Genomic DNA, 25,344 nt, shown 5'->3' with positions numbered 1-25,344 from the left:
TTGACTGCCCTGGAAATAACTATCGATCGGGTCTGCGACCGTGCCGGGTTTTACACATCGTCGAATTCGCTCCCATCAGCTGGTCTCCCAATTGGCGGCAAGGATTTGCTCCAGCGTCGTTTGCGGCGAAAGCGGATCGATGTCGAAAATGTCCGAACGGGCGGTCCACATCACCATGCGGCTGATGACCTCGTCGTCCACCTCGACAGGCGGCACCGGCAGTCCGCTCAATACTGTATCCAGTTCGTCCGGCGTCAACTCGCCGTGCTGGGCGGCGATGGCCGCTTCTTCGATCCCGGCAAACCACGCCTCGGCGTCAGCGAGTTGATTGGGAGCTTCGACAAGCTGCGCAACCACGCTCAAAGGGAATTGTCTGCCAACTCTGTCGGCACTCTGCAAAATGATGCCTGCCGATGCGCCGAAGGAAGCCGGGCCAGCCAGAAAGCGCAGCGCGGTTGTGCTTGGCCAAAATTCCGAGCCGACCAGCGGAACGATGTGCTGCGCCAGCCAGCGGTCCCAGCCGCGAACAAAGTCGCCCGTCAGCCGCCGCGTCACGAAATCGCCGGCCGCCGGAATCTTGCCGTAAAAGCCGGGCGCAGTCATATCTGCGGTGGACATGAGAATTTCTTGAACATTTGCAGATTGTAGGGGTTTTCGACGCTGGCGGCCTTGAGCTCGAAATCGGCGTACATGCCTTTCGTCCCCAGGCGCAGGCTGTAGACATCGGACAGCGAGGTTCCGGTGAAACGGCCGCTGCGCAGCATCCTCAGCCACGCCCAGCTGCCGGTTTCGTTGAGCATGATTTCGGGTGAGCCGTCGATAGGCTGGAAGGCGAGCGAGATGACCCCGGTGCCGTCCTTGCCAGGCCAGGTCATTGGTTGCGGCCGCGTCGCGTTGTTGAAGTAGACGAGGGTCTGGCCATCGAGATTGAGCGTCACGCGCGTGACGTTCGGAGACAGGTCTTTCGGTTCGAGCGTGAAGCTCATCACCGGGCCCGTGCCACCGGGAAAGAGATCGTCGCGGATCCGCCTGGCCTGCTCGAACGCGGCAAGCGCCGAAGGGTCGAGGCCAAAGTCGGCACGCCATTTCCATGGCTGGCTGGCCGTGTCTACATAGCTGATCAAATGGTCGTTGATGAAGGCATCGATCAGACCCGCCGGGCCGAACAGGCGGGCGAAATCGCGGACATTGACGTCCACCGCGCTTTCGGGACTGAACGGATAACGGTCGTTGAGCGCCGCCTGGCAGAACGGCAGGATGTCGGCGCGCCAGATGGCATTGAGCTCCGAGGTGACCGCCTTTTGCGTCAACCCGCTGGTGTCGCCGGCGACACCGCCGAGCCAGTCGTCGATCGGATCGGGCAGGATCTGCGCTTGCCTGGCGACCGCCCCCGTCAGCTCGGCGAGGCCGCCCTGCTTCTTGATGGCGTCCTGGGGGTCGGGATTGGCCGTGACCGTCTGCAGCACGTTGGACAGCGCCGTCAGAGCCACCACCGCGGCGTCGAGCGCCGGTGGCTGGCCGTCGACCTCGGCGATTGCACCCTTGAGTGGCTTGAAGTGCTCGGCCACCAGATTGCCGGTAAGATCCACCTCGTCGGCTGAGCCCGCGCGTGGAAGCAGCTTTGCTCCCGTTTTCACGATTTTGCCAAGCTTGCCGAGTTTGCCGAGCAGTTTCGAGCCGCCCTTGGCCGCAGCCTTGTCGTCGGCCGGCGCTTCATCGGACCGGGTAAGGTCGGTCTCCTGAACGACCGCGGTGAGCAGGCGTTTCAGCGCTGAATCGGCGCTGGAGAGATCCTTCAGATTCTCACTGGCGACATTGAGATCGGTCAACGGCGCCAGCCTCATATCGCGCAGGAAGCTGTCCCACTGCGCGACATAGTCGTCGTAATAGAGCTTCAGGATATCCTCCGACAGTGCCGATACGGAGGTTTCGGAGTTCTCGGCGCAGCCGCCGGCGAAGACCGCCCGATCCAGCGCCGCTTGTGCCGCCACGTCCTCGATACGGTCTAGAACGGCGTCATGGAAGCCTGCATAGGTAAACGCCCCCGAAATGCCGACGCGAAGCGTCTTGTCGGAGCGACGCGCGAAAACCTTGGCGCCGTTGGGGCCGGCGAAATTCGCTGGGATCCATTCCTTGAGCCCAGCCACCGCCGGATCGGCCAGCAACTGCTTGTAGGCGCGCGCCGGCAGCGAAATCGTGCACACTGTTTTCAGCGCTTCGGCAACCAGGGCTTGGTCAGGCGCGATATAGCTTTCGTCGACCGCCATCCGGCGGATGGCGGCAAGCTGATGCTCTTCGGCGTCGGCGGTTGGAAATGGTGCCGCGGTAGCGAATTCGGGCAGGCTGTTCACCCACCAGTTCTGGGCGAAATCTGGATCCATCTGCGAAAGACCCGTCATCATGCGATAGGTCTTCAGAGCGCCGAGCATGAAATCCGGGTCGCGGATCTGCCGCCACATGGTCGCCTCGAGCAGTGCGACCATCCGTGGCTCGAGAACATTGCGCAGAGCATGATCGTACGTGTCCGCCTGTGCCCGCACCAGTTCCGCCGAGGCCGATGGACCCAGCAGATCCTGGGGAGCGCCCGGCGGTGGTGTCCGGGCATTTGCGACCGCGTCCATCGCCTCGAGCGCCCCGTCCATGGCGGGTTGCTCCACCGATGCCGGTTTTGCGGCAGCAGAGGTCAGCGGCGTTTGCAGGGCCTCGAACTGGCTCGCCTGGGCCGTAATTGCGTTGCGGTTGTCAAAATAGGACCAGGTGAACAGCCCGCCGGCCAGCAAGGCCGCCGCCGCGCATGCCGCCGCCGCACCCCGCCAGATCCAGGCGCGGCGGCGTTGCGCCAGCGGGTCGAAGGTGCCGAGGCCTGCTTCCTTGAAGATGACTTCCGTGAGCAGGTTCTTCAGGAAGAAGCTGCGTTTCTCCACCCGTTGCACGGGCAGGGCCCGCCGTGGTGGGAGGCCGAAGGACGACGAAAGCGCCGCGGTCAGCCGGTCGATAGGTGCCCCTTCCTGGGTCGCCGATGTCAGATAGAGACCGCGCAGCCATGCGGCCTCTTCATACCGGCTTTCGCCGAACATTGCCTCGACCAGCACCTGGATCGGTTCGGACAGGCTGGACAACTGGGCGGGAAATCTGAAAATCTCGGCGCGGGCGGCGAGCTTGTCCTCATCCTCCAGGCGCGGCACCAGCCGGCGCTCGAGTTCCGTCGCCAGCGTCGAAATTTCACGTTCGATGGTCTTGGCGTCCACACGCGCATCCAGCGCGAAGGTCGTTCCCCATACCTGCTCGCGCGAAGCCGTCGACAAGCCGCCGAGGAAAGCCTCGAAACCCTTGATCAGATCGGCCTTGGTCAGCATCAGATAGACCGGAAGGCGGATTTCGAGCCGGTCGTTGAGCTCGGCCAACCGGCGGCGGATCTTGCGGCCGTGTGCCTTGATGGCTTCGTCGCCCTCCGAAAGCACGTCGATCGAAAGCGCGACGATCACGCCGTTGAGCGCGCGGCGGCCGCGATGCTTCTTCAAAAGGTCGAGGAAGCCCAGCCATTCCGCCGCGTCGACATCGGGTTGGCTCTCCTGCTGGACATAGCGGCCGGCGGTATCGATCAGAACCGCGTTCTCGGAAAAGAACCAGTCGCAGTTGCGCGTGCCACCAACCCCTTGCAGGTCGTCGGTGAGGTCGATCGGAAAATTCAGTCCGGACTGCCGCAAGGCCGTGGTCTTGCCGGTGGCCGGCGGCCCGACGATCACGTACCAGGGCATCTCGCGCAGAAACTTGCGCCCGCCGAGCTTCCGGCGCTTCAGTTCGGCCATCACCTCGGCGAACTTGGCACCCACGACGGCGACGTTCTCTTCGCCGGGGCTGAGCGGCTTTTCCACCGCCGGCGCGGCAATCTCCGCGACGAACATGCGGTTGGCGCGGATCGCCCGGCGCTGAGCGACGATCAGCCAGATCAGCCAGAAGATGACCAGCAGCGCGATGATGACGATGCGCACGTTCTCGGAGGCGAACGGTTCGTAGGGACCGACCCTGACGATCGGACCGAACACCCAGATGACCAGGGAAAGCAGTGTGATGCCGATCAGCGTCCACAGCCAGCGCGATGTCAGAACCGCCCAGAAGAAGCGCAGGATGAACATCTCACAGCCTCTTTTCGACAAGTACCTCGACGCGGCGGTTCAAGGCTCGCCCCTGGCGCGTGCTGTCGTTGGCCACTGGATCGGTGGCCGCTCGCCCCTCGGAATGAACGCGGTCCCGTGGCACTCCGTTTTGGACCAGCATGTCTGCAATCGTCTGGGCGCGAGCCTCGGACAGCCGCTGGTTGGTCGACAGCGGATTGGTCTTCTGCAGAGGAACGCTGTCCGTGTGACCAACCACCGTGATGTTCCCGATCAGCTCCTGATTGGCGAGGATCACCTTGGCGATCGAACCGATCAGGGGTTCGAAGCCTTCGGTTAGTTGTGGCCGCGACGACTGGAACAGTTCTGGGTCGGAGGCCTGGATGATCAGCTTGGCCAGCGAGACGCTCTCGGTGCCGCTGAGGGCGGATTTGAGGCCGGCCGGGGCCCCGGCCTGAAATTCCGGCAGCAGCGCAAAATCGACTTTCTCCGGCGGCGGGGCATCGACCTTGGGCGACGTACGGCTGATGTCGCCTCGCGTAGGCGGCGGCAACGCGCGAACAAGTGCGGAAAGCTCGACCGCCTGGCTGCTCAGTCCCATCGACAGCCCGATATGGATTGCCGTGGCAACAACCGCCGCACCGAGCGCCATGACCCAGATCGGAACGGTGAAGCGCCGCGGCTCGTCGGAGGCGATCACGCCCTTCCAGTTTGGCGAGAGCGGCGCGCCTTCGGCGTCGGCATCGCGCAGGAAGCGGGCCGCCGCCACGCGTACGGCATTGAGCGAGCGGTCGCCTGACCGCCCAGGCACGCGATATTTGCCGCGAAAACCGAGCGCCATGCAATCATACTGCAGTTCAAGCAATTCGCGATCGCGGTTGGGATGGCGCTCCAGTTCGTCGAGGCGCGTGAAGAACTGCGTGCCGGCATCGACGTCGCCGCGCAGCATGACCACAAGCGGCTGCCGCGGCCAGGCGCTGGCTCCGCCCCATGGCGTGTTCAGGGCCAGATCGTCGAGCAACGCCGCCACGACCCAGGCTGCCTGGTCGGCCCGCTCCATCGAGGACCCCGTCGACATTGCCGTGTCGCGTGCCCGAACCAGTTCTTCGAGCAGCCGGGTGCGCAGCGCTTCCGGATTCTCCGGCGGCAGCGCGCTTTCAAGCTCGGGAGCGAATTCGAGCAGGGGCGCGAATGCGTTGACAAGCGCGTTCGGGTGGGTGCGAGACCGCTTTACCGCCGCGCCCGGCAAGAGCGGCGCCATCGGCCGCGGCATCGGCGCGCCGGTCAATCGTATGCGAGTGCGTTCGCGATCCTCCGACAGTCCGAAAGGATCATCGCGGCTCATGATCTCACCTGTTCACCGAATAGCAGTCCACCTGCGGCTCGCTTGGCAAGACGCCCGAAACCCCGATAACGAAGCCGGGAGCATCAAGCAGCGACGCCCAATGCTCGCTTTTCTGGTCCAGCTCAAGGCATAGCCGATCGCCATCGTAGGGGATCTCGCGCGGTTGGGAATGAAGCGGTTTCAGCGGAATACCGGGCAAACGCGATTTCCACAGGCCCTCGAACTGGTCGGCCGAGCCGACCGTCGCCTGGTTGACGAATATCTTGCGCAGTGCGTCCTCCGACAGCTCCGAACCGACCCGGATGACGATCCGGCTGGCCACCAGCAGCTTCGGGTTGTCGATGCGGATTTTCCAGACATTGGTCGAATGCCGCATGACAGGCAGCGCACGCGATTTCGGTTCGATGTAACGCAGGCTGAGGATGAGCGAGCGCAACGCATCCGCCAGCGCCGAATAGGCGGGGCCGGGCGCCATATGATCGTAAGCGGGCAATTCGCCCAGCCGCCGAGCGCTCGATCCGTATGTCGCCATCGAACCGGCGAGCCCTGCAAGCTCCAGGTAAAGCTCGGCCGGATGGAAAACATCTTGCGCCAGCATGTGGGCCAGCCGCGGACGCGCCGCATTGGCGAGATTGAGCATCAGCAGATCTTCGACGCTGCGCCCAGGCCCACCCATGACCATTTTGCCATGCGCCTCGGCGATCTGGTCGAGGCCGGTGACAACTTCCAGAAGCAATTGCCGATACCAGGCCACCGCGCCGGTAACCAGTGTCGGCGGCAGGAAGGTTTCGTCCAGAGAGACACCGCCGTCGGCTCGAACCCCCTTGAGGTCGGCTATCGGCAAGGCTGTGTAGCCGCCGACCGACTTGCCGGGCGCCAACAGCAGCGCTTGCGGACGGGCAATTTCGATTTCTTCAGGATCTGCTCCGCCCTGGACGGCGTCACGCACCGAAACGATCCGCCCATGATATCGTGCTCCTGAAGCGGCGGCATGTGCCGGATCGAAGCCGACACCGCCGGGAGGCTCCAGCGGCAAGGCGACCAGCACCGGTCCGGCGCCCGTGTCTGGGGTGACCGGCAGCGGCCGCGGCGCGTCCATCATGTCTGGAATGGAGAAGGGTGTCCCGTCCGGAAAGATGCCCCGCGCCGACAGGATCGAGATCTGGCCGGCCTCCAGCAATGCCTGATCCAGCGTCAGCAGCTGAAAGCCGAACGTATGCAGTTGCCCGGCCTGCAACGCGCCGCGCACCGTCGCCTCGAAAAAGCGATCCTGCTGCTGGAAATGCTGGGTCCGCAGGAAAAGACCTTCCGACCACAGCACCCTGTTTGCATCGCTCATGCCGCTACTCTCTGCATTGAGCTCCCCTTGCCCTGGCCGCTAGGCGGAAATGCCGCCGCTGCCAAGCGTGACGTTGACCGTGAATTGTGATCCCGGCGACACCGACTTGGCTGTCCGCCAGTTCCGGCCGCCCGGCTCGCGGATCAGCGCAACGAAGCCCAGCGCCGTCGCGTCCGGCTCGACCGTGATGGTCTTGGACGCGGTCTTTCCCGGTCCCACGGCGATCTGGTCCGATCCGATGAGGTCGCCTGCGAGTGCCGAGCCGGCATCCCCCTGCAGCGCGAAATAATCGGCGGAATTGAATTTCCCGGTACTGCGCAGCCGCATCACGAGGACCGTCACCGGCCGGTCGCCGCCACCTGGTCCAGGGTTCATGCCGGCCCCGCCGGTCAGTTTGACGGTGATCACGGATGGTTTCGGCGGTCCACTCTGGCAAGCCGTAAGCAGTCCGGTCGCGCCCAGGGCAACGACAAATTCGCGTCGATCGATCATGTCTTACTCCTCCTCATATGCATCCCGAAAATCAGCGCCGATTTCACCCAGGAAGCTTTTTTCCGCGCTCTCGGCGATTTCACGATGGCGTTTCCGATAAAGCTCCCACAGCTTGGCGCCGCGTCCCCCCGAAAGCAGGGTGCCGATCGCGGAATTCGATTTCAGCTCTTCCTCGATCGCTGTCGGGTCAAAACGGTCGATCATCCGCCGCAAGGCGCCCTGTACGCCTCGCCAGGCGCGCACGTGATGTTGAGCGAGATCGCGAATCGCGTCGGCGATTGCCGCTTCGCCGGCGAGAAATCCGGGACTGCGCTCGGCGATAAGCGTGACGATGGCGTCGTCGACCGTCGGCAGAAACTTGAGCGGATTGACCTCGGAAGCGCCGACCATGGTTTGGGCGACGCGCGCGTTTCCCTTCTCCTCGGCCCGCTTGCGCAGAAGCTGCATCAGGCCTTCCATCATCAGCCGGTATTCGCGACCAAACTTCTCCATCTCCGCGATGCTGTCGCGCCCAGGGAAATCGGCTTCCTCGACGCCCATGCCGTGCAGGAACGCGGAGCGAAGCGCCATGTCTCCCGGCTGCGCCGCCGCAGGCAGGCGGGCGGATTTGGGAGCGGCGCCTGCCCGCGCTGGAGACGGGACATCAGCCGCTTGTACTGGCAAGTCCCAGGGATTGGCGGATTGTGGTCGTTGGGCGATGCGCTCGCGCTGTCCGGCCGAGCCGATGCCATTTGCCGAACCGGTCGCCGCGGCTGGTCCGAAACCAAAATCATCGTTGAAATCGGACGGCTTTCCCTGAGCGAGTTGGGCTCCGCGGCTAAGGGACGGCATTGGGTCGAGGCTGAATGGGTCCGTCTGGCTCGCCGCGACGCCCGGTTCGAGATGAGGGCCGGTGTCTTTCGACACAGGCGTTGAAACCGGATCGAGGCTGAACGGGTCATCGAAAGCAGGCGAACTACGCTGGCTGGAGGCAGCACGCTCGAACGCGCCCGCAACCGGCTGCTCGAACGGGTTCGGCAGATCGGCCGGACGTGGCCGTCGGGGCTCTTCTTCGACCTTGGCGGAAAAGAAGTCATCGCTGCTGATGCTCGCCGGCGCCTGGGATGCCGGCAGTGGGCGTTCCGGGATCGGGTGGCCGGCTGTGGGTGCCTGGGCGGCAGGCGTCTGCAGGTCGACATGTACGACGTAGTCGCCCAGTCTCAGCCGCATGCCGCTTAGAAGGCGCGTCGACTTGCCGGCCCCCAGAGGGCTGTCAGAGTCGTTTATGAACAATCCGCTGCTCGACGTGTCGGTGATGAAATATCCATCTCGTCCGCCCGAGATCTTGCAATGCGCTCGCGAAACGAACATGTCGGGATCGTCGATCTGCCAGCCTGCATCCGTGCTGCGGCCGATCACCAGCTCACCCTCATCCAGCCGGGTTTGCCGTACCGCCTGGGTGCGTGGCCCTTGCTCCAGCGTCAGCAGCAGACTCATGCCGCGACCTCCGCCATTTCCGGCCGCCATCCGACGATTGTCCGCAGCCGCATGTCGTCAGCATCGCCCCTTTCAGCGGGCCGCGCAAGCCAGGCGGTCCGGCCGAGCTGTACCGTTCCGATACGCGGCGGCGGCACCGCTTCACCCGCAAGCACGATGCGCAGATCGACGTCGAGCGATTCCCCAACCATGTCGCGAACGGCTTGCTCGAACAGTTTGAGCCGCTGGCCGCCAGGCAGGAACGCCTTGAACTCCTCGTACCCCAACGGGCCCACACGCAGTTCGATCCTGCTTTGGCGGTTGAAAACACGTGGGCCGATCGTCGCCCCCCGGCCGAGCCCTGCATAGGCTTTGGCAAGGCGGGTCTGGAGCCCGGTTGGTATGGTTATCCAGGCGGCGATGAACTCCTTGATCTGAACCGGCACCTTGAACGCTTCCGCCAGGAACAGCGTCAGCCGTTCCGGGCCATCGACCTGGCTGGCGAGCGAAGCCGCCTGGCGAAGCTTCACCGTATCGAGATCGGTATTCTGGGTGCCGGGAAGTCCGATTCCGGCCATGGCTTCAAGCATGGCGCGAACGCGTCCACCGATCGCGCGCTCGACCTGTACCGCCGGATGCGCATCCGCCCACGCCCGATAATACAGGGCGATCATGCGGTGCTGCAGAATGTTGACGAAGTCCACGAATGTCGTGTCACTGGTCTGCCGCGCGTCAGCGCCAGTAAACCAGCGCTGCGACAGGCGATCGAGCACCCAGCGCGTCAAATGCAGCGGCATGGGGCCTTCAGGTCCCATCAGGCCGAGATTTGCGACCGTGACCCTGGCTGGAGCCTTGTCGTTCGCTTCGCGGAATTCAACCACGTCCCTGGCCGAAAAACTCAGACGCACGTGCTGTCCGAGCCTTGCCGGCTCGCGTGCCGGCGGGCCGGAATAGCCGAACGCCCCGCCCCGCCGTTCGAGCCGGCGCAACAGCTCGAAGAAGTCGAACGCGTCGGACAGTCCCTCGGCCTGGATCGGGTCGACCGTGTCTAGATCAGGTAGCGATTGCCGGGCGTCATCGGCCATGGCACATCCTCCTGCTTCTGCAGCAGCCGCGTGCGGGTTCGCACAAAGCCGTTTATTCCGGCATGACGGGCAAACAGCCGCGCCAGCAAGGCCGAAAGCAGCAATGTGCTTTGCCCTGCCAGAACCGACTGGTCCACGTGCAATGTCACTTCCGTGCCGCGTCCAAAGCACATTGGCCCGCCGATCTGCAGCCGTTCGATCACGGACCGCGAGTCTATGCGAACGATCGAATGCACGTTGCGGGCAAGGCTCGGATCTCCCCGGTCGGCATAAAGATCAAGCAGCGCATGCAGCGGATCGACGCCGCGACCTTCCTTGGCGAGGCTGAGAAAGTTGAGCGCCAGCTGCGCCACGAGCCGCCAGGCGAGATTGTCGGCGCGGGATTCGCCCGCCGCGCCCGAAGGCAACGCCGCGGGAATGGCCGGGCGAGGCGGACGCAGCGCTCCGAGAAGCCGCACCGTCTCGACCGGATCGCCGGCCTCCAGCGTCAAGGTAGGATTGTCATCGAGGATAGGCAGATCGCGGTTGGTACAAAGTGCCACGATGTCGACACGCTTCAGCGGCCGGTTCGCCTGACTTTCCACCGGGCGGGAAATCGCCAGGAAAACATCGTCCCCTGTGTAAGAAGTGCGGGTCAGACCGTCGCGCCGCTCCTCTTCCGTCGCGCGGCGCGGGCGCCGCTCTGTGGAATAGACCCAGCCGCTGCCGCGATTCTGACCCAGGCTGAAGAGCTCTGGAATTTCGGCATCGCCGCCCCCGGTGTCGGCGTCCTCGACCCGGATGACCCGGTAGATTTCGAAGTCGCGCGCCCGCGTTCGGTCGGCATGCAGCACCTGGCGCGTCTTGCGCGGATCGAGCTCGATGACGTTGCACTCACGTTCGAAGAGATTGATGATCGGCGTCGCGAAAAGTTCGAAATCAGCCGGCGTCAGATCGGCAAGTTCAGGTACTGGGCGCCTGAACATGAAGATGATCTCCAGCCCTGCCGCGCATCGGCGCACGACGGGCCGCAGCCCGGAAATTCGCGCATAGTGAAAGCGCTCGGGCATCATGAAATATTCGCGCAGCAGACGGTACCCCTCGAATGTCGGACGGGTACGAGGCATCAGGGACTCGTCGTCGCTGATGCCGATCATTTCGGGTTCCGGCAAGGGCGATAGGGGATTGGTCTTGCCTTCCGCGCGTGCGCCAACGGCCGAGCAGGCGCCGAAAATCGCGTCGAAGAGCAGTGGCGCCTTGGCGCGTCCGGCAAAGTAGAGATCAAGCCGGTCGAGCGACAGTTCGTCGAGCCTGCCTTTTCCGGTCCGAGCCAGCACGATGCGGAGTGCCGCCTCGCCACCAACACCGCCGATCGGCGCTATGCCGGCCGCCGCCAGCGCGCTGCGATCTTGAAAATAGCTTACCGAAGTGACCGCTATCGGCCACAGCGTGATGTCCTGGGCGGTGGTGAAGGTGCAGCGCGTCGACAGGCCGGGCTGCAGGCCGGAAACCAGCCGGGTATTGCGCTTGACGACATGGCCGGCAACCATCGTCTGGACCTGCTGGCCGGGTTTCAGCACCACCATCGCCGTTGCCGGCGCCGGCGTGACCAGATCGGGATAGAGGACGTCCAGCACGCTGCGTGAAAACCGCGAGCGTTCCGCATCGACCTTCAGCCGGGTGCGCGCGGCGAGGAAAGCGACGCCGTCAAGCAGCCGCTCGACATACGGATCCGGACACGGGACCGTGTCGAGCGACAGGTTGCGCGCCACCGCCGGATGCATGTCGGCGAATTCCGCAGCCAGCGCACGGATATGGGTCAGTTCCTCCTCGTAGTATTCCACGAAGACCCGATCCATCTCAGGCCTCCCTAAATTCGGTCCGCGCCAAGCCGTTATCGAGATTGATCGTGGTGCGCAGGCGCATGCGCTCCGGCGTCGGCGTCATGATCAGCACCGCGTCAATCTCGATCTTCAAACCCACGCTCTTGTCGCCAAGCGTCACCGTGACCTTCGTCGAGCTTTCCTTGAGGCGTGGCTCGAACGTTGCAAGCACCGAGCGGATCTCACGCGCCAGGGCTTCGCGATCAAAGTCGCGGGAGGAACGGCCGGAGAAGGAAGGCACGCCATAGTTCAGCACGCTTCGTCGCACCTCCGGAAAATCGGCCAGCGACGGCGGGTTGTCCCCTGCCTGCTCGCTTTCGAGATCGGAAAGAAGCGGGACAGCCTCGAAGCGCTCGGTGTTGAACAGAGCCTCGATATCGCGCCGCACGGCCTCCCTGAGCACGCGGGCCGACACGACCACCCCGCGATTTTCCATCTCTACGCGGTGCTGGGTCTGAAAGGCCAGGCGGTGCAGACGCCGCTTCTGATCGGCCGTCAGCTCCGCATCGGCATCGATGAGCCGCGCGCTGCCCGCAACCAGTGTCTCCAGCCGGTCGAGGCCGAGTTCTTCCTGCAACGCCCGGCGCAGCCCGTCTATCTCGGAGGTCATGCCCGGCAGGTCGTTTACGAGGCGGTCCCAGAGTGAGGGCTGGACCGCTTCGCGTTTTGCTCGCGAACTACCGCCCACCTGCAGTTTGTCCGCGTCGGGCCGCCGGCCCTCACTTGCCGACATAGACATCCATTTCGATTTCGTCATTGTCGTCATAGACGAACTTGATCTTCTTGTAGGCGAAGCTGACCTCTTCCTCGATCAGGTCTTCCTCATCCTCGGCCTGCGACATGTCGTATTCCATGATCGAGGCGTCGGTGAGCGTAACGACCAGGTAATCCTTGGTCTCGCCATCGATGGTGCGGCGCGCCGAAAACACCACCTCGTCCAGCGCCTTGTTCTCGAACAGTGCTTTTTTCAGATAGGGTGAAGACTTGTCATAATGCTTGGTGAACTTGATCATTCCCAAGGAGACGCGGCCGCGGCGCGAGAGCGAATTCGGATCGTAAGGCGCGACTATTTTATAGTCGACCCCATGGATTTCGATTTCGTCCTCATGTCCGTCTCGAATGCTTGGGCCTTTGATATCCGGAACTTTCAGAAAGCCATCAATTTTGGTACCTGTGGGCATTGTCTTTCTCCACCGCTTTCAAAACCAAGATGTTGTTGCTGCAGATCAAGTCTTCACGGACGGTAGTTCCGACACCAGTCGGAGCGAGGCATTGATGCCCTCCAGCTGGTAATGCGGGCGCAGATAGAAGCGGGCGTTGTAATAGCCCGGCCGCCCCTCCACGCTGTCCACCTGGACCTCGGCCGCGGCAAGCGGGCGCTTGGCGCGCGCCTTGTCGTCGGCAAAGGCGGGGTTGGCCAGCACGTAGCGGTTGATCCACTCGGTCAACCAGATCTGCATGTCGGAGCGCTCCTTGAACGAGCCGACCTTGTCGCGCGCAATGGCCTTGAGGTAGTGCGCAAAGCGCGAGACCGGAAAGAGGTAGGGCAGGTTGGCGCTCAGCCGCTCATTGGACTGCGCGTCGGGATCGACCAGCCGTCCCGCCCGTGTCTCGTCGTCCTGCAGTGAGTGTGCCCCAATGAAGGCCGCGAGATCGGTATTCTTTCGATGCAGGATCGGCATCAGGCCGAGCTTGGCCAGTTCCGCCTCACGGCGGTCGTCGATGGCGACTTCCGTCGGACATTTCATCGCGATCGACCCGTCGTCGGTCGGGAAGCTGTGCACCGGCAGATTGAGGACCGTGCCGCCATTCTCGACGCCGCGGATCTGCGTGCCCCAGCCATAGAGCTTGTGGCTGCGATTTATGTTCACGCCCATCGGGAAGGCGGCGTTCATCCAGACATACTTGTTGTGATCGCCTTGCACCTCTTCCTCGAAGGTGAAGCCCTTCACCGGAACGGTATCCGTGCCATATGGCAGCCGGGCCAGAACACGGGGCATGGTCAGGCCGATGTAGCGAGCGTCCTCACTCTCGCGCAGCGACTGCCACGAGGCATAGGCCGGGTTGGAGACGATCTGCTGCAGGTCTTGCGGGTTCGGCAATTCCTGCCAGCTGTCCATGCGGAACAGGCGCGGCGAGGCGGCTGCGATAAACGGCGTGTGCGCCGAAGCACAGATGCCGGAGATATTGCGCAGCAGGCCGACGTCGCGCGGATGGTTCGAGAATTCGTAGGCGCCGATGACGCAGCCGATCGGCTCGCCGCCAAGCATGGAATACTCGTCCGTATAGACTTTCTTGAAGATCGGGCTCTGGTCCCACATCTGGCCTTCATAGTCTTCGAGCGTGTCGGCCAGTTTCTCCTTGGAGATATTCATCACCCGGATTTTCAGCTTCTGATCCGTCTCGGTGTTGTTGATGAGATACCAGAGACCCCGCCATGTGCCTTCCATTTCGCGCACTTCCGGCACATGCAGGATTTCGTTGACCTGTGTCGTCAGCATCTTGTCGATGCCCGCGATCAGCGACTTGATCGACTTGATCGCATTGGACGAGATGGTCGTGGTATCGGAACGGGACTGTGCCGCGAGCGCGAGATTGCGGACGAGTTGCTGCAGCTTCTCGCTGTCGTCCTTCTTGACCTTGAAATCCTTCTCGAGGAGCCCGCTGAATTCTCCGAGGTCGATTGCTTCGGCCTCGGCGGCGACTGCGGCGGTCTTTTGCTGTTCGGCCATGATTTACTCCCGTGTCTTGTCGTCGTCGGCGAGTGCCTGGCTGGCGATCTTGCCAAGCAGCGGCTCGTTGTTCAGAAGCTGCGCAATGCGTTTTTCGGCGTCGACGCGGCCATCCATGAAGCCGAGCAACTCTTCTAGCTGACGACGCATCTTGAGGATTTCGGCCAGTTGCGGCACCTGCTCGGCGATCTTGTCCGGAGCGAAATCGCCCATTTTGGAAAATGTAAGATCGAGCGCCAGCTCCTCGTCGCGCTGCTGGCCTTCGGCCTGCGGCAGCGTGTTCTTCACCCGGGCTTTGACGCGAGGCCCGAGCGCCTCCATGAACTTGGGGAAGCGGTTCGCGTCGGTCTCGACAAAGGAGCGGTCCAGCACCGACTTTGACGCTTCCTTGGTTTGCGAAGCACCGGAAAGGTCGGCCATCACACCCATGACGAACGGCAGTTCGATCGTCGTCGGGCTACCGTAGGTTTCCACGTCGTAGGCGATCTGCACCCGCGGCGCGCGATTTCGTTCGATAACCTTCGCTTTGCTTTCGGCTGGCATGTGCTCTTACCTTTCATCCTTCTGAGCCGTCTTCTTGGCATCGGGAACGCCGGCAAGGAGCCGGAATTCCTTCAGCCCCGACGGCGCGAGATCTTCCATCAGTTCAACGAAATCCATGTGCACCATCCGGCGCACACGCCGCGCCAGATGCGGTATAGGGCTCGACGGTTCGGTGCGGTCATAGAAGGCGACGACGAGGTCGAGGCATTTCACCACGTCGTCGCGCGAGGAGATGCGGTCGGGAAGCCCCATGCTCGAGTCCGCGTAGCTTGCCACACTTGCCATAGTATCGGCTCCATGACCGTTTCGAGCAGTCGCTGCCGGTTCCGCCGGCGTGGGCGGCTTGGCCGTGCCATTCGCCACGGCTGCCGAATTCCGTTCGAGGGTCGTCAGCAAACGCTGCAGAAACCGCTTTAATTCCGGAACAGGAGCGCCGCCGCCGTCGAGGCGAGCGTTGAGGGCGGTTTCGACCGCATCAAGAGCCGCGATCGCTGCCCGGGCGTCGGCGACGAGTGAGACCATCTCCGCGTTGGCTTGATCCATCTGTGCCACACATCCGGCACGCACCCTGTTCAAGAGTTGTCCGTGCGCACTGACCAGTGTGGCTTTTTCCGCCGCATTCAATCCCGAGGCGGCTTCCTGGAGCATGACACGGTCGTCGAGCGCGCCTTGTTCCAGATCGCGTCCCCTGATCGGCCCGATCGAGCGTGGCGCAAAGAACGTCATCTGCCGCAGGTTCGCCAACAACCCGTCCTGACCATTCTGGAGGTCGAGCAGCGCGTTGATACGGCGCAAGGCGGCATCGCGTGGCGAAGCGTTGGGCCGCAGTGCCGGATGCATGGTCGCCCAATGTTGGTCGAAGGTCCGCGCAATGAGGATCAGACCCTGCGCGAGCCCGGCCAGTCCTTCTTCATTGGCCAGCGCGCGCGTGACGATGACGAGCAGGCGCAGGTCCCGGCCATGCGGTCGCAGTTCCTCTGCCTTTGCGAGCACTGCAGGCCAGTCGACCGGAATGGTGCTTTGCGAGTTGGGCTTGTTGTGGCCATCGTGGACGACCTTGACCTGGGGTTCCGTCAGGCGCTCCAGCTCATGAAAAGCCGGGTCGTTGCGCAAATCCTCCCCTGACGGATTTTCACCGTCGAGTGAAGCAAGCCAGAGTGCGACATCAATCACACCAACCCCCAGCGCCCGGCCCTCAAACCGTATGTGACCTGACGTTATCACACCGTCGCACTTTACCACAATTGAACGACTGCTCAAAAATTAACAGAAGCTAAATGCAGCGGGCGCTCTTGAGGACGAAATCCGTGGCGTGATTGCAAAACCCCGCTGTGAAATGCATCGCATAGTGGGCGCCCAACTCCGTGGTTGCTTGCAGCCGGTGGCGCGGGCTTTTCCACAAGCGGAAGAAGCCGGCTGAGCCGGGCATCGAGCCCCCTCCATCACGCGCTTTGTCAAGTGACGGCTTATGTGGCAGTTTATCGGCTGGCAGATTGCAGGAGCACGTTCGATGGAACAGCGCCGGTCATCGCAGACCTTCAAACGCAAGGAACTGGTCGGTAAGCTCAATCCTGTGGGTGTCCGCGCCTTCAAGGCTGCTGCCGACACCGCCAAGCTGCGCGGCAATCCTTACGTCGAACTCGTCCACTTCATCGAGCAACTGGTGCTTTCCGACCGCTCGGATGTGCAAATGATAATTGCCGATGCGGGAGTGGATGCGAGCCGGCTCACGGCCGATATGACCCGCGCCGTTGACAAGCTGCCTTACGGCGCAACGTCGATCGAGGAATTTTCCGACCATATCTTCCATGCCATCCAGGAAGCCTGGAACCTGGCAACGCTTGAGTTCGGCGTCGAGGAAGTCCGCAGCGCCCATATTCTGCTTGCCTGCCTGAAGACGCCAGTGCTGGAAGGCCTGCTGTCGAAGATCAGCGGCGAGTTTGACAAGATCGAGGCCGCCGCGGTGATCGCACGGTTCGCCGACGTAATGGAGGGCTCGCTCGAAGCCGGCGCAGGCATAGCGGTTCCCGCGGCCGAAACGCCGAAGCGGCCTCCGGGCGCCGATTCGGCGCTGGCGAAATACGCCACCGACCTGACCCAGCGTGCCCGCGACGGCAAGATCGATCCGGTCGTCGGCCGCGATCCGGAGATCAGGCAGATCGTCGATATCCTGATGCGACGCCGGCAAAACAATCCGATCCTGACCGGCGAGGCCGGGGTCGGCAAGACCGCGGTCGTCGAGGGCTTTGCATTGCGTATCGCCGAGGGCGACGTGCCGCCCAGCCTGCGGAACGTCAGTGTGCGCATGCTCGATGTCGGACTGATGCAGGCGGGAGCAAGCGTAAAGGGTGAGTTCGAAAAACGGCTCAAGGCCGTCATCGATGAGGTTCAATCGTCCGAAACGCCGGTCATCCTGTTCATCGATGAGGCCCACACCTTGATCGGCGCCGGAGGCGCGGCTGGAACCGGCGACGCGGCCAATCTCCTGAAGCCGGCGCTGGCGCGGGGCGAATTGCGCACCATCGCGGCAACGACCTGGGCGGAATACAAGCAGCACATCGAGAAAGACCCGGCCCTGACCCGCCGTTTCCAGGTGGTAAAAATCGACGAGCCTTCGGAGGTGGTGGCCGTTCTCATGTTACGCGGTGTGGCCGGCGTTCTGGAGCAGCACCACAAGGTACAGATACTCGATGAGGCGATCGAGGCGGCGGTCGGCCTGTCGCATCGCTACATCCCGGCGCGGCAATTGCCGGATAAAGCGGTGAGCCTTCTCGACACCGCTTGCGCCCGTGTCGCCATATCGCAGCATGCCACGCCGGCGGAGGTCGAGGATATCATGCGCCGACGCCAGGCGCTGGAGGTCGAGCGCGGTATTATCGGCCGCGAGGCTGCGATCGGCATCGAGGTGACTGAGCGGCAGGCTCGGGTCGACACCGGGCTTGCCGAAAGCGAGGTCACGCTGGCGGCCGCGCAGCAACGTTGGGATCGGGAAAAGGCACTTGTTGCCGAGATACTCGAATTGCGCGCCAGGCTGCGCGGCGAAGGTGTGCCGCTCGATGCGGTGGAGACGCCGGAAGCCAATAGCGAAACAGCAGACGCGGACGCGGTTGAGACTCAGCCAACCAAAACCAAAACGCTCAAAACCCAAACGGCCAAAACCGACGTAAAGACACCGGCGGCCGCCGATGCCCCTCCACCCGATCCGGCCGCCGATCTCGCCCGGTTGCGCGAACTGATGGCCGAACTGGCCGAGGCGCAAGGCGAGACGCCGTTGATCCTGCCGTCGGTCGACCGCAACGCCGTGGCGGCGGTGGTCCAGGACTGGACGGGAATCCCGACGGGGCGGATGTTGTCGAGCCAGACCGAGAAGGCGCTGCGGCTCGCCGTGACCCTGTCCGAACGCGTCGTCGGCCAGGACCACGCCATGGAGATGATCGCCAAGCGCGTACAGACCAGCCGCGCCGGGCTCGGCGCGCCGGAAAAGCCGGTGGGTGTGTTCCTGCTCTGCGGCCCCTCGGGCGTCGGCAAGACTGAAACCGCCTTGGCGCTGGCCGAAACGCTTTATGGCGGCGAGCAGAACCTCATCTCGATCAACATGTCCGAGTTCCAGGAGGCGCATACGGTTTCCACCTTGAAGGGGGCGCCGCCCGGTTATGTCGGCTACGGGAAGGGCGGCATCCTGACCGAGGCGGTCCGCCGCAAGCCTTATTCGGTGATCCTGCTCGACGAGGTCGAGAAGGCGCATCCTGACGTGCACGAGATATTCTTCCAGGTCTTCGACAAGGGGATGATGGACGACAGCGAGGGCCGGCGCATCGATTTCAAGAACACGCTGATCCTGCTCACCTCGAATGTCGGCTCCGAAGTCATCATGGATCGGACCAGGAATGGCACGCTGCGGGCAGGGCTCGACGATCTGGACACCGCGCTGCGCAGCCCGTTGCTGAAGGTCTTCCCCGCGGCCTTTCTCGGCCGGGTGGTGACCATTCCTTACTATCCGCTCTCGGATTCGATGATCGAAGCGATCACCCGCCACCAGTTCGCCAAAATCGCTCGTCGACTGCGTGCGACCAACGACGCGGAATTGGTGATCGGCGACGGCGTCATGGACCTGGTCAAGGCTCGCTGCACCGAGATCGAATCCGGTGGGCGGATGATCGACGCCATTTTGACCAATACGCTCCTGCCTGAATTGAGCCGCGGCGTGCTGAACCGCTCGCTCGAGGGCGAAAAGATGACAAAGGTGACCGTCGGTGCCTCCAAGGAGGGCTTCACCTATTCCTTCGAGTAGCTTCGGGCGAATGTTGACGACGCATCGGGAACCGAGGGTGGCCGGGGTGTGGTAGAAGCAATCATCGCGGCAATATTGCCCGCCCTGCATCAACGGGTTGGCGCAAACCAAGCATGGTGGAGGTGAGGTCGATCTCCTCACGAAGCACGGCCAAAAGGGCATTTGCACCGGCTTCGCCATTCACGGCGAGGCCCCAAAGAGCCCGAAGCCCGATCATGAGCGTGTTGGCGCCAAGGCCGATATATTTCGGATAATGGCTTCCACCACGGGCCCGAAGGGCTGCCTGACGCCAAACATCGCGGTGCCTTTCGGCTCTATGATGCTCACGGGCTCATCAACGGTCCGGTTGGGATATTTTCATATCAAAAAAATACAACAAAATCAGCGATGTTTTCAATCTTGCATCGTTCTTAATGCTGGGATTCTATGGGGCTGACGCAGAATTATCCCAGACGTTGACGTTAAATTAACATCACGGTATGGTTCGTTTGATCCATTGGGTGTCATCGCTTGTATCACCGTGCGCGTTGATCGTCGCTATGTCTGTTGCCCTTGCCCCAGCCTGCAGGATTGCCTTGCAGTGCGCATCGCCAGTCGCTGAAAGAGGCGGTGACCATGCCCAGTCTGCTCGGAATCGATAACGGTCTCACGGTTACCAAGGCGGTGATCTTCGATGCCGATGGCACGCAATTGTCGGTGGCGCGTCGGCGGATTCCGCAATCGATGCCCCATGCACGCTGGATGGAGCGCGACATGGTCGGCCTCTGGCAAGCGACCGCCGACGCAATCAAGGAGGCGATCGCATTGTGCGGCCGGCCGGCAGACGACATCAAGGTGGTGGCGGCGACCGCGCATGGCGACGGCCTCTATTTGCTCGACAAGGATCGTCGGCCGCTGAGGCCCGGGATCCTGTCGCTCGACAGCCGCGCCGGCGAGATTGTCGAAAGATGGTCGGCGGATCGGGTCTTCGAAGACGCGTTGGCGCGCACCGGCCAGGCGCCGCACGTCTCGGCGCCATCGGCGCTGCTGGCCTGGATCAGGAAGAACGAACCCGACCGCTATGGGCGCATCGGGCATATACTGGCCTGCAAGGACTGGCTGCGCTTTTGCTTGTCGGGCACGATCGGTACCGACCGCACGGAGGCCAGCACCTCATTCACGGATTTCCGAACGCAAGCCTTCGCGCCTGAAGCATTGCGTATTTTCGGACTGGACGATCTTTTCAATGCGCTGCCGCCGATGGCGCATTCGGCCGACATCGTCGGCCACGTCACCGCCAATGCCGCCCAAATGACCGGCCTTGCCAAGGGAACACCCGTCGCTTGCGGACTGCATGACGTGACTGCCTCGGCGCTCGGCATGGGCGGCCATGAGGAGGGCGTGCTTGCCATCGTCGCCGGGACCTATTCGATCAACGAAGTCGTCTCATCGGAACCGCGTGTCGACCCGCGCTGGTTCTGTCGCAACGCCATCGACGCGGGCCGTTGGAACAACATGGCGATCTCACCGGCCTCGACCGCAAACTACGACTGGTTTCTCGACACGTTCTGCCGCTCGGAGCAGGAAAAGGCATCGCTAGAGGGTGGCTCGATCCATGAGTTGCTGGCAGCAGAGATCGCCGCGGCGCTGAAGAACCGGTCGTCCATCCTGTTTCACCCCTATCTGTTCGGCTCCCCCTTTGGCGATGTCGCCAGCGGCAGCTTTGTCGGCCTTCACGGCTGGCACAATCGCGGCGATATGCTGAAGGCGGTTCTGGAAGGCATTGTCTTCAATCATCGCACCCATGTCGAAGCTCTGCGCGAAGGTTTTGTCGTTCGCGAAATCCGCCTGACCGGCGGCGGTTCGCGCAATCCAGCCTTCGTCCAGATGTTCGCCGATGTGCTGAATGCCCCGGTCACCATCACCTCGACCGACGAGGCCGCCGCCTTTGGCGCTGCCCTTTGCGCGGGTGCCGCGGTCGGCATCTTCGCGACGCCGCAACAAGGTGCCAGGCAGGTCGGCATGACGGCGCGCCAATACGAGCCAGTGCCTGCCTCCAGTGCTGTGTTCAACGAGCGCTTTTCCCTCTATGGCCGCATAGCAGGTGCGCTCGAACCGCACTGGCCGGAGATCGAGAAGCTGGCGCGGCAAGACACCGGGGGAACCACATGATCAAGGCCGACGAACGACGCGAAGAGATCGCCGACTATGTGATCAAGCTCGGCCAGGTGCGCATCGACGATCTGGTCGAGCATTTCGGCGTATCGCGCATGACCATCCACCGGCACATCGACCGGCTGGCGCAGCAGGGCGTGCTGCGCAAGCTACATGGTGCGGTAACGGTTCAGCCGTCCGGCCTCTACGAAAGCGCCTTCCGCTACCGGGTGACGGTCAACCGGGCCGAGAAGGATGCGCTGGCGTGGGCAGCACTGGATTATGTCGAAGCCGGCCAGGTGGTTATGCTGGACGATTCCTCGACGGCAAACGCCGTCGCCACGCTGCTGCTCGACGTCAAGCCGCTGACCGTCATCACCAATTCCGTGGCGACGGCGTCGCTGCTGACCAATGTCGACGATATCGATTTCATCTGCCTCGGCGGCCAGTACCACGCCACCTACAATGCCTATATCGGCATCGTCTGCGAGAACGCCGTGGCGCAGCTGCGCGCCAATGTGCTGATCTGTTCGGCTTCGGCCATCACCGGAACCACCGCCTTCATCCAGGACCCCAATGTCGTGCGGGTCAAGCAGGCGATGATGGCCGCATCGGTCAAGCGTATCCTTTTGATCGACCATGCCAAGTTCGACAGGATCGCGCTGCATGTCTTCGACGATCTGACCAGCTTCGACGTCGTGCTGGTAACCGAAGGCCTGGGCGATGCGCGGGCGCAAGCCCTCGAACGGGCCGGCGTCAAGCTGCGCGTCGTCAAGACGAAAGCACCATGAGCCCAGCTGAAGGAACACGTACGGAAAAACCTGCCGGGCGTCTGGTCGCCATGGCTGGGATCGGCGAGGTTGACGTCGTCATTCTCGGCGCCGGCATCAACGGGGCGGGCCTGTTTCGCGACCTGTGCGCGCAGGGCGTCGGCTGCCTGATCGTCGACAAGGCGGACTTCGGTTCGGGCACCAGTGCCGCGCCGTCGCGGCTCATCCATGGCGGCCTGAAATATCTCGAGACCGGCGAGTTCGGTCTCGTGGCGCAGTCGACGCTCGAACGCAATTTGCTTTTGAAAAACGCGCCGCACTATGTCAGCCCGCTGCCGACCGTCATCCCGATCTTTTCCTGGAACAAGGGCATGCTGGCGGCGCTGCGAACGCTGTTCGGCTCGACCAGCGCGCCGCGCAGCCGCGGCGCCATCCTGATCAAGATCGGCCTGATGATCTATGATTTCTATGGCTCGCGAAACCAGGTCATGCCGCGCCACCGCATGGTCGGGCGGCGCCAGGCGCTCAGCGGGATGCCGGCGCTCAATCCTTCGATCGTCGCCACCGGCACCTACTACGACGCCAAGATAAGCCACCCTGAAAGGCTGGTGCTCGAACTGATCCTCGATGGGCTGCGGGCAAATGCCGCCTCGGCCAGCGCGAACTACACGGCGCTGGTGGCTTCGGCCGATGGCGTGCTCACCTTCCAGCCGGAAAACGGCGCGGCATTTTCGGTGCGGCCCAAGCTGGTGGTCAATGCCGCCGGTCCCTGGATCGATGACGTCAACGATTTGCTTGGCGCGCCGTCGAAGATGATCGGCGGCACCAAGGGCTCGCACATCCTGCTGAGGCATGACGAACTGGTCAAAAGCCTGGCCGGGCGCATGCTCTATTTCGAGGCCGACGACGGCCGCATCTGCCTTGTCTATGACTATCTCGGCCTGGCGCTGGTCGGCTCCACCGACATCAAGGCCGACAATCCCGACGCGGTCCGCTGCGAGCCTGACGAAGTCGAGTACCTGCTCGACAGCGTGCGGACGCTGCTCCCGGGAATGGCGTTCGAGCGCGACCAGATCGTCTATGCCTATAGCGGCATCAGGCCGCTGCCGGCCTCGGATGCATCGTTGCCCGGGCTGATCAGCCGCGATCACTCGGCGCCGGTCGCCGAGCCGGATCGAAACAGACCTTTCGCGGTCATCTCGCTGGTCGGCGGCAAATGGACGACATTCCGTGGCTTCGCCGAGGAAGTCGCCGACACCGTGCTCGATCGTCTGCAGCGGAGCCGCAAGGTGACGACGCAAGCCATGCCGATTGGCGGTGGCAGGGATTTTCCGCCTGATGCTTTGGCACGTATGGACTGGCTGGCCCGGGCGCGATCGGAAACGGGCATCGAGGAACGGCGCCTCGATCAACTGCTGTCGCGATACGGCACCAGAGCCACGCAGATCGCCAAGCACGGGTCGGATGATGAGGGTCGACTGCCGGATTCAGAAAGCTACAGCCGGTCGGAAATTGACTACATCGTCCGCAACGAATTCGTCGAACATCTGGCTGATATCGTCATGCGCCGCAGCACCTTGGCGATTGCCGGTTCCCTGACAGGCCGGGACTTGCGGGAGATCGCGTCGATCGCCGCGCGGGCGCTTGACTGGAGTGCTGAGCGCATTGCGCAGGAAATCGAGGCCGCGGTTGTGGAACTCGAGGGCCGGAACCTGATGCGGTTGGACTGACCGCGTCATTGGACAATGCCGATACTCTTTCTTGAGGCAATCCTATCGGTTTGCCCATGGCTTCGCATGTGCAAACGCCGCAACTCACATCCTGATTGGGATTTTTTTCCAATCGGATATACGTGATTAAAAACAAATGATTAACTGAAATTTCGGCAGCAATGACCTCTGCAACCCCGTTGTTTGTAGCGTTAGATAACGTCAGTTGACGTTAAATTAACACAACAGTATGATCGCCTAACATGCCGACCTCCTAATAAGCCGACGCTGACCGCCGATACCCCGGCGAGCCGGCGTATCGGCGAGGGGCAAGGCCTGTGAATTCCCACCGAGGATATGCGCCAAATCGGGTGAGGGATTGACAGCAATGCAAGGATGTGAAAATTTTTGCAGATAAAGATAATAATATCATCTCAGGGAGGAGATGGCTTGAAATCCGGCGGAACCGCTAACCGCGACCATGAATCCAGCCTCGCCACGCGCGCGGCCTGGCTTCACTATGCCGGGGGTCTCACACAGGCCCAGGTGGCCAAGCGGCTTGGCCTGACCAGCCTCAAGGCGCACCGGCTCATCACCAAGGCCAACCAGGAAGGTCTGGTCAGGGTCTTTATCGATGGCGACGTCGCCGAGTGTGTGGAGTTGGAGCAGCGCCTGACCGCCGCATACGGGCTCGACTATTGCGAGGTGGTTCCGGATCTCGACCAGGAAGACCTGCCGCTGAAGGGGCTGGGCATCGCCGGCGCCCAGTTTCTCAAGCGCGAGATCGATCGTGGCGAAGGCATGCTGATCGGCGTCGGCCATGGCCGCACCCTTGCGGCAAGCGTCGAGTATCTGACACGCACCGCCGCCGCCCATATCCGCTTCGTCTCGCTGCTTGGCGGCGTGACGCGCAAATTCGCGGCCAACCCGCACGACGTCATGCATCGGCTGGCCGAGCGAACCGGCGCGCAGGCCTATGTGATGCCGGTGCCTTTCGTCGCCAACACCGCCGAGGACCGTGAGGTGCTGCTTGGCCAGCGCGGCATCAGCGATGTCTTCGCTCTCGCAAGCCGGTCCGACCTGATGTTCGTCGGAATAGGGACCGCCGAGCGGGAAGCCTCGCTGGTCGCTACCGGTATGATCGAACATTCCGAAATCGATGAGGTCAAACGCGATGGCGGCGTCGGCGAGTTGCTCGCCCATTTCTTCGACGAGAAGGGGCGCCCGGTGGAAACGGCGCTGTCGGAAAGAATCCTGGCGCTGCCGCGTGACCAGTTGAAAGGCCGCAGGATCGTCGCCGTCGCCGGCGGCAAGGTGAAGGTGCGGGCGATCAAGGCGGTGCTCGAAAGCCGTTATCTGAGCGGCTTGATCACCGACGAATCCACCGCCCGTGCCCTTTTCGAACAGAACCAATCCAATGGTGCCAAGCGCCATGTGAACGGAGGATCGTCAAATGCGTGACAAGCGCGGATC

The 25,344-nt window shown here is 62.8% G+C and carries 18 protein-coding genes and 1 pseudogene; 5 read left to right on the top strand and 14 right to left on the bottom strand.

What is annotated here, in order from left to right; genetic code table 11:
• Positions 1-75: 75 nt before the first annotated feature.
• The 13 genes from tagF to tssA are packed head-to-tail and all read right to left on the bottom strand — an operon-like array spanning position 76 to position 16,141.
• Positions 76-618, bottom strand: coding sequence for a type VI secretion system-associated protein TagF (gene tagF / locus NKH19_RS03210; protein WP_352981776.1), 543 nt, complete (start codon positions 616-618; stop codon positions 76-78).
• Positions 600-4,136 carry a type VI secretion system membrane subunit TssM gene (tssM, locus tag NKH19_RS03205; protein WP_352981775.1) on the bottom strand — a complete coding sequence of 1,179 codons (3,537 nt, stop codon included), beginning with the start codon at positions 4,134-4,136 and terminating at the stop codon, positions 600-602. The genes tagF and tssM overlap by 19 nt, the downstream gene beginning before the upstream one ends.
• A gap of 1 nt (position 4,137) precedes the next feature.
• Positions 4,138-5,460 (bottom strand): type IVB secretion system protein IcmH/DotU, encoded by a 1,323-nt coding sequence (gene icmH / locus NKH19_RS03200; RefSeq protein WP_352866766.1) that lies wholly within the window; start codon positions 5,458-5,460, stop codon positions 4,138-4,140.
• Positions 5,461-5,464: 4 nt separating this feature from the next.
• On the bottom strand, positions 5,465-6,799 hold the full coding sequence (tssK, locus tag NKH19_RS03195) for a type VI secretion system baseplate subunit TssK (protein ID WP_352981774.1): 1,335 nt from the start codon (positions 6,797-6,799) through the stop codon (positions 5,465-5,467).
• A 39-nt stretch (positions 6,800-6,838) separates the two neighbouring features.
• The gene (gene tssJ, locus NKH19_RS03190; protein WP_352866768.1) at positions 6,839-7,291 is read right to left on the bottom strand and encodes a type VI secretion system lipoprotein TssJ; all 453 of its coding nucleotides are present in this window, start codon (positions 7,289-7,291) and stop codon (positions 6,839-6,841) included.
• A gap of 3 nt (positions 7,292-7,294) precedes the next feature.
• Positions 7,295-8,767: a type VI secretion system-associated FHA domain protein TagH gene (gene tagH / locus NKH19_RS03185; RefSeq protein ID WP_352981773.1), complete on the bottom strand. Its 1,473-nt coding sequence runs from the start codon at positions 8,765-8,767 to the stop codon at positions 7,295-7,297.
• Positions 8,764-9,831: a type VI secretion system baseplate subunit TssG gene (tssG, locus tag NKH19_RS03180; protein ID WP_352981772.1), complete on the bottom strand. Its 1,068-nt coding sequence runs from the start codon at positions 9,829-9,831 to the stop codon at positions 8,764-8,766. The genes tagH and tssG overlap by 4 nt, the downstream gene beginning before the upstream one ends.
• Positions 9,795-11,669: a type VI secretion system baseplate subunit TssF gene (gene tssF, locus NKH19_RS03175; RefSeq protein ID WP_352981771.1), complete on the bottom strand. Its 1,875-nt coding sequence runs from the start codon at positions 11,667-11,669 to the stop codon at positions 9,795-9,797. The genes tssG and tssF overlap by 37 nt, the downstream gene beginning before the upstream one ends.
• A 1-nt stretch (position 11,670) precedes the next feature.
• The gene (tssE, locus tag NKH19_RS03170; protein ID WP_352981877.1) at positions 11,671-12,426 is read right to left on the bottom strand and encodes a type VI secretion system baseplate subunit TssE; all 756 of its coding nucleotides are present in this window, start codon (positions 12,424-12,426) and stop codon (positions 11,671-11,673) included.
• Positions 12,413-12,874 (bottom strand): Hcp family type VI secretion system effector, encoded by a 462-nt coding sequence (locus tag NKH19_RS03165; RefSeq protein WP_352866777.1) that lies wholly within the window; start codon positions 12,872-12,874, stop codon positions 12,413-12,415. Before NKH19_RS03165 ends, tssE begins: the two co-directional genes overlap by 14 nt.
• 45 nt (positions 12,875-12,919) lie before the next feature.
• Positions 12,920-14,425: a type VI secretion system contractile sheath large subunit gene (tssC, locus tag NKH19_RS03160; protein ID WP_352981770.1), complete on the bottom strand. Its 1,506-nt coding sequence runs from the start codon at positions 14,423-14,425 to the stop codon at positions 12,920-12,922.
• A gap of 3 nt (positions 14,426-14,428) precedes the next feature.
• A complete protein-coding gene (gene tssB / locus NKH19_RS03155) occupies positions 14,429-14,968 on the bottom strand; it encodes a type VI secretion system contractile sheath small subunit (RefSeq protein WP_352981769.1) in 540 nt (179 codons plus the stop codon).
• Positions 14,969-14,974: 6 nt separating this feature from the next.
• Positions 14,975-16,141, bottom strand: a complete 1,167-nt coding sequence (gene tssA, locus NKH19_RS03150; protein WP_352981768.1) for a type VI secretion system protein TssA — start codon at positions 16,139-16,141, stop codon at positions 14,975-14,977.
• Positions 16,142-16,478: 337 nt separating this feature from the next.
• On the opposite strand from tssA, the gene tssH reads away from it, so the two are divergent.
• Positions 16,479-19,259, top strand: coding sequence for a type VI secretion system ATPase TssH (tssH, locus tag NKH19_RS03145; protein WP_352981767.1), 2,781 nt, complete (start codon positions 16,479-16,481; stop codon positions 19,257-19,259).
• Between the two features lie 61 nt (positions 19,260-19,320).
• Here the strand turns inward: tssH and NKH19_RS03140 are convergent.
• Positions 19,321-19,515 (bottom strand): annotated as a pseudogene (locus tag NKH19_RS03140) (alpha-hydroxy-acid oxidizing protein); the annotation flags it as partial.
• A 359-nt stretch (positions 19,516-19,874) separates the two neighbouring features.
• On the opposite strand from NKH19_RS03140, the gene NKH19_RS03135 reads away from it, so the two are divergent.
• The 4 genes from NKH19_RS03135 to NKH19_RS03120 all read left to right on the top strand — a co-directional run bounded on the left by NKH19_RS03135 (position 19,875) and on the right by NKH19_RS03120 (position 25,332).
• Positions 19,875-21,410, top strand: a complete 1,536-nt coding sequence (locus tag NKH19_RS03135; protein ID WP_352981766.1) for an FGGY-family carbohydrate kinase — start codon at positions 19,875-19,877, stop codon at positions 21,408-21,410.
• Positions 21,407-22,183 (top strand): DeoR/GlpR family DNA-binding transcription regulator, encoded by a 777-nt coding sequence (locus NKH19_RS03130; protein WP_352981765.1) that lies wholly within the window; start codon positions 21,407-21,409, stop codon positions 22,181-22,183. Before NKH19_RS03135 ends, NKH19_RS03130 begins: the two co-directional genes overlap by 4 nt.
• The gene (locus NKH19_RS03125; RefSeq protein ID WP_502910871.1) at positions 22,180-23,892 is read left to right on the top strand and encodes a glycerol-3-phosphate dehydrogenase/oxidase; all 1,713 of its coding nucleotides are present in this window, start codon (positions 22,180-22,182) and stop codon (positions 23,890-23,892) included. Before NKH19_RS03130 ends, NKH19_RS03125 begins: the two co-directional genes overlap by 4 nt.
• A gap of 429 nt (positions 23,893-24,321) precedes the next feature.
• Positions 24,322-25,332 (top strand): sugar-binding transcriptional regulator, encoded by a 1,011-nt coding sequence (locus NKH19_RS03120; RefSeq protein ID WP_352981764.1) that lies wholly within the window; start codon positions 24,322-24,324, stop codon positions 25,330-25,332.
• The last annotated feature ends 12 nt before the right edge of the window (positions 25,333-25,344 follow it).

It is taken from the genome of Mesorhizobium sp. M1338, assembly GCF_040318045.1.
In the GTDB taxonomy this organism is placed as follows: Bacteria; Pseudomonadota; Alphaproteobacteria; order Rhizobiales; family Rhizobiaceae; genus Mesorhizobium.
The sequence above is the reverse complement of the archived record's forward strand: the minus strand, read 5'-3'. Positions and strand labels throughout refer to the sequence as shown.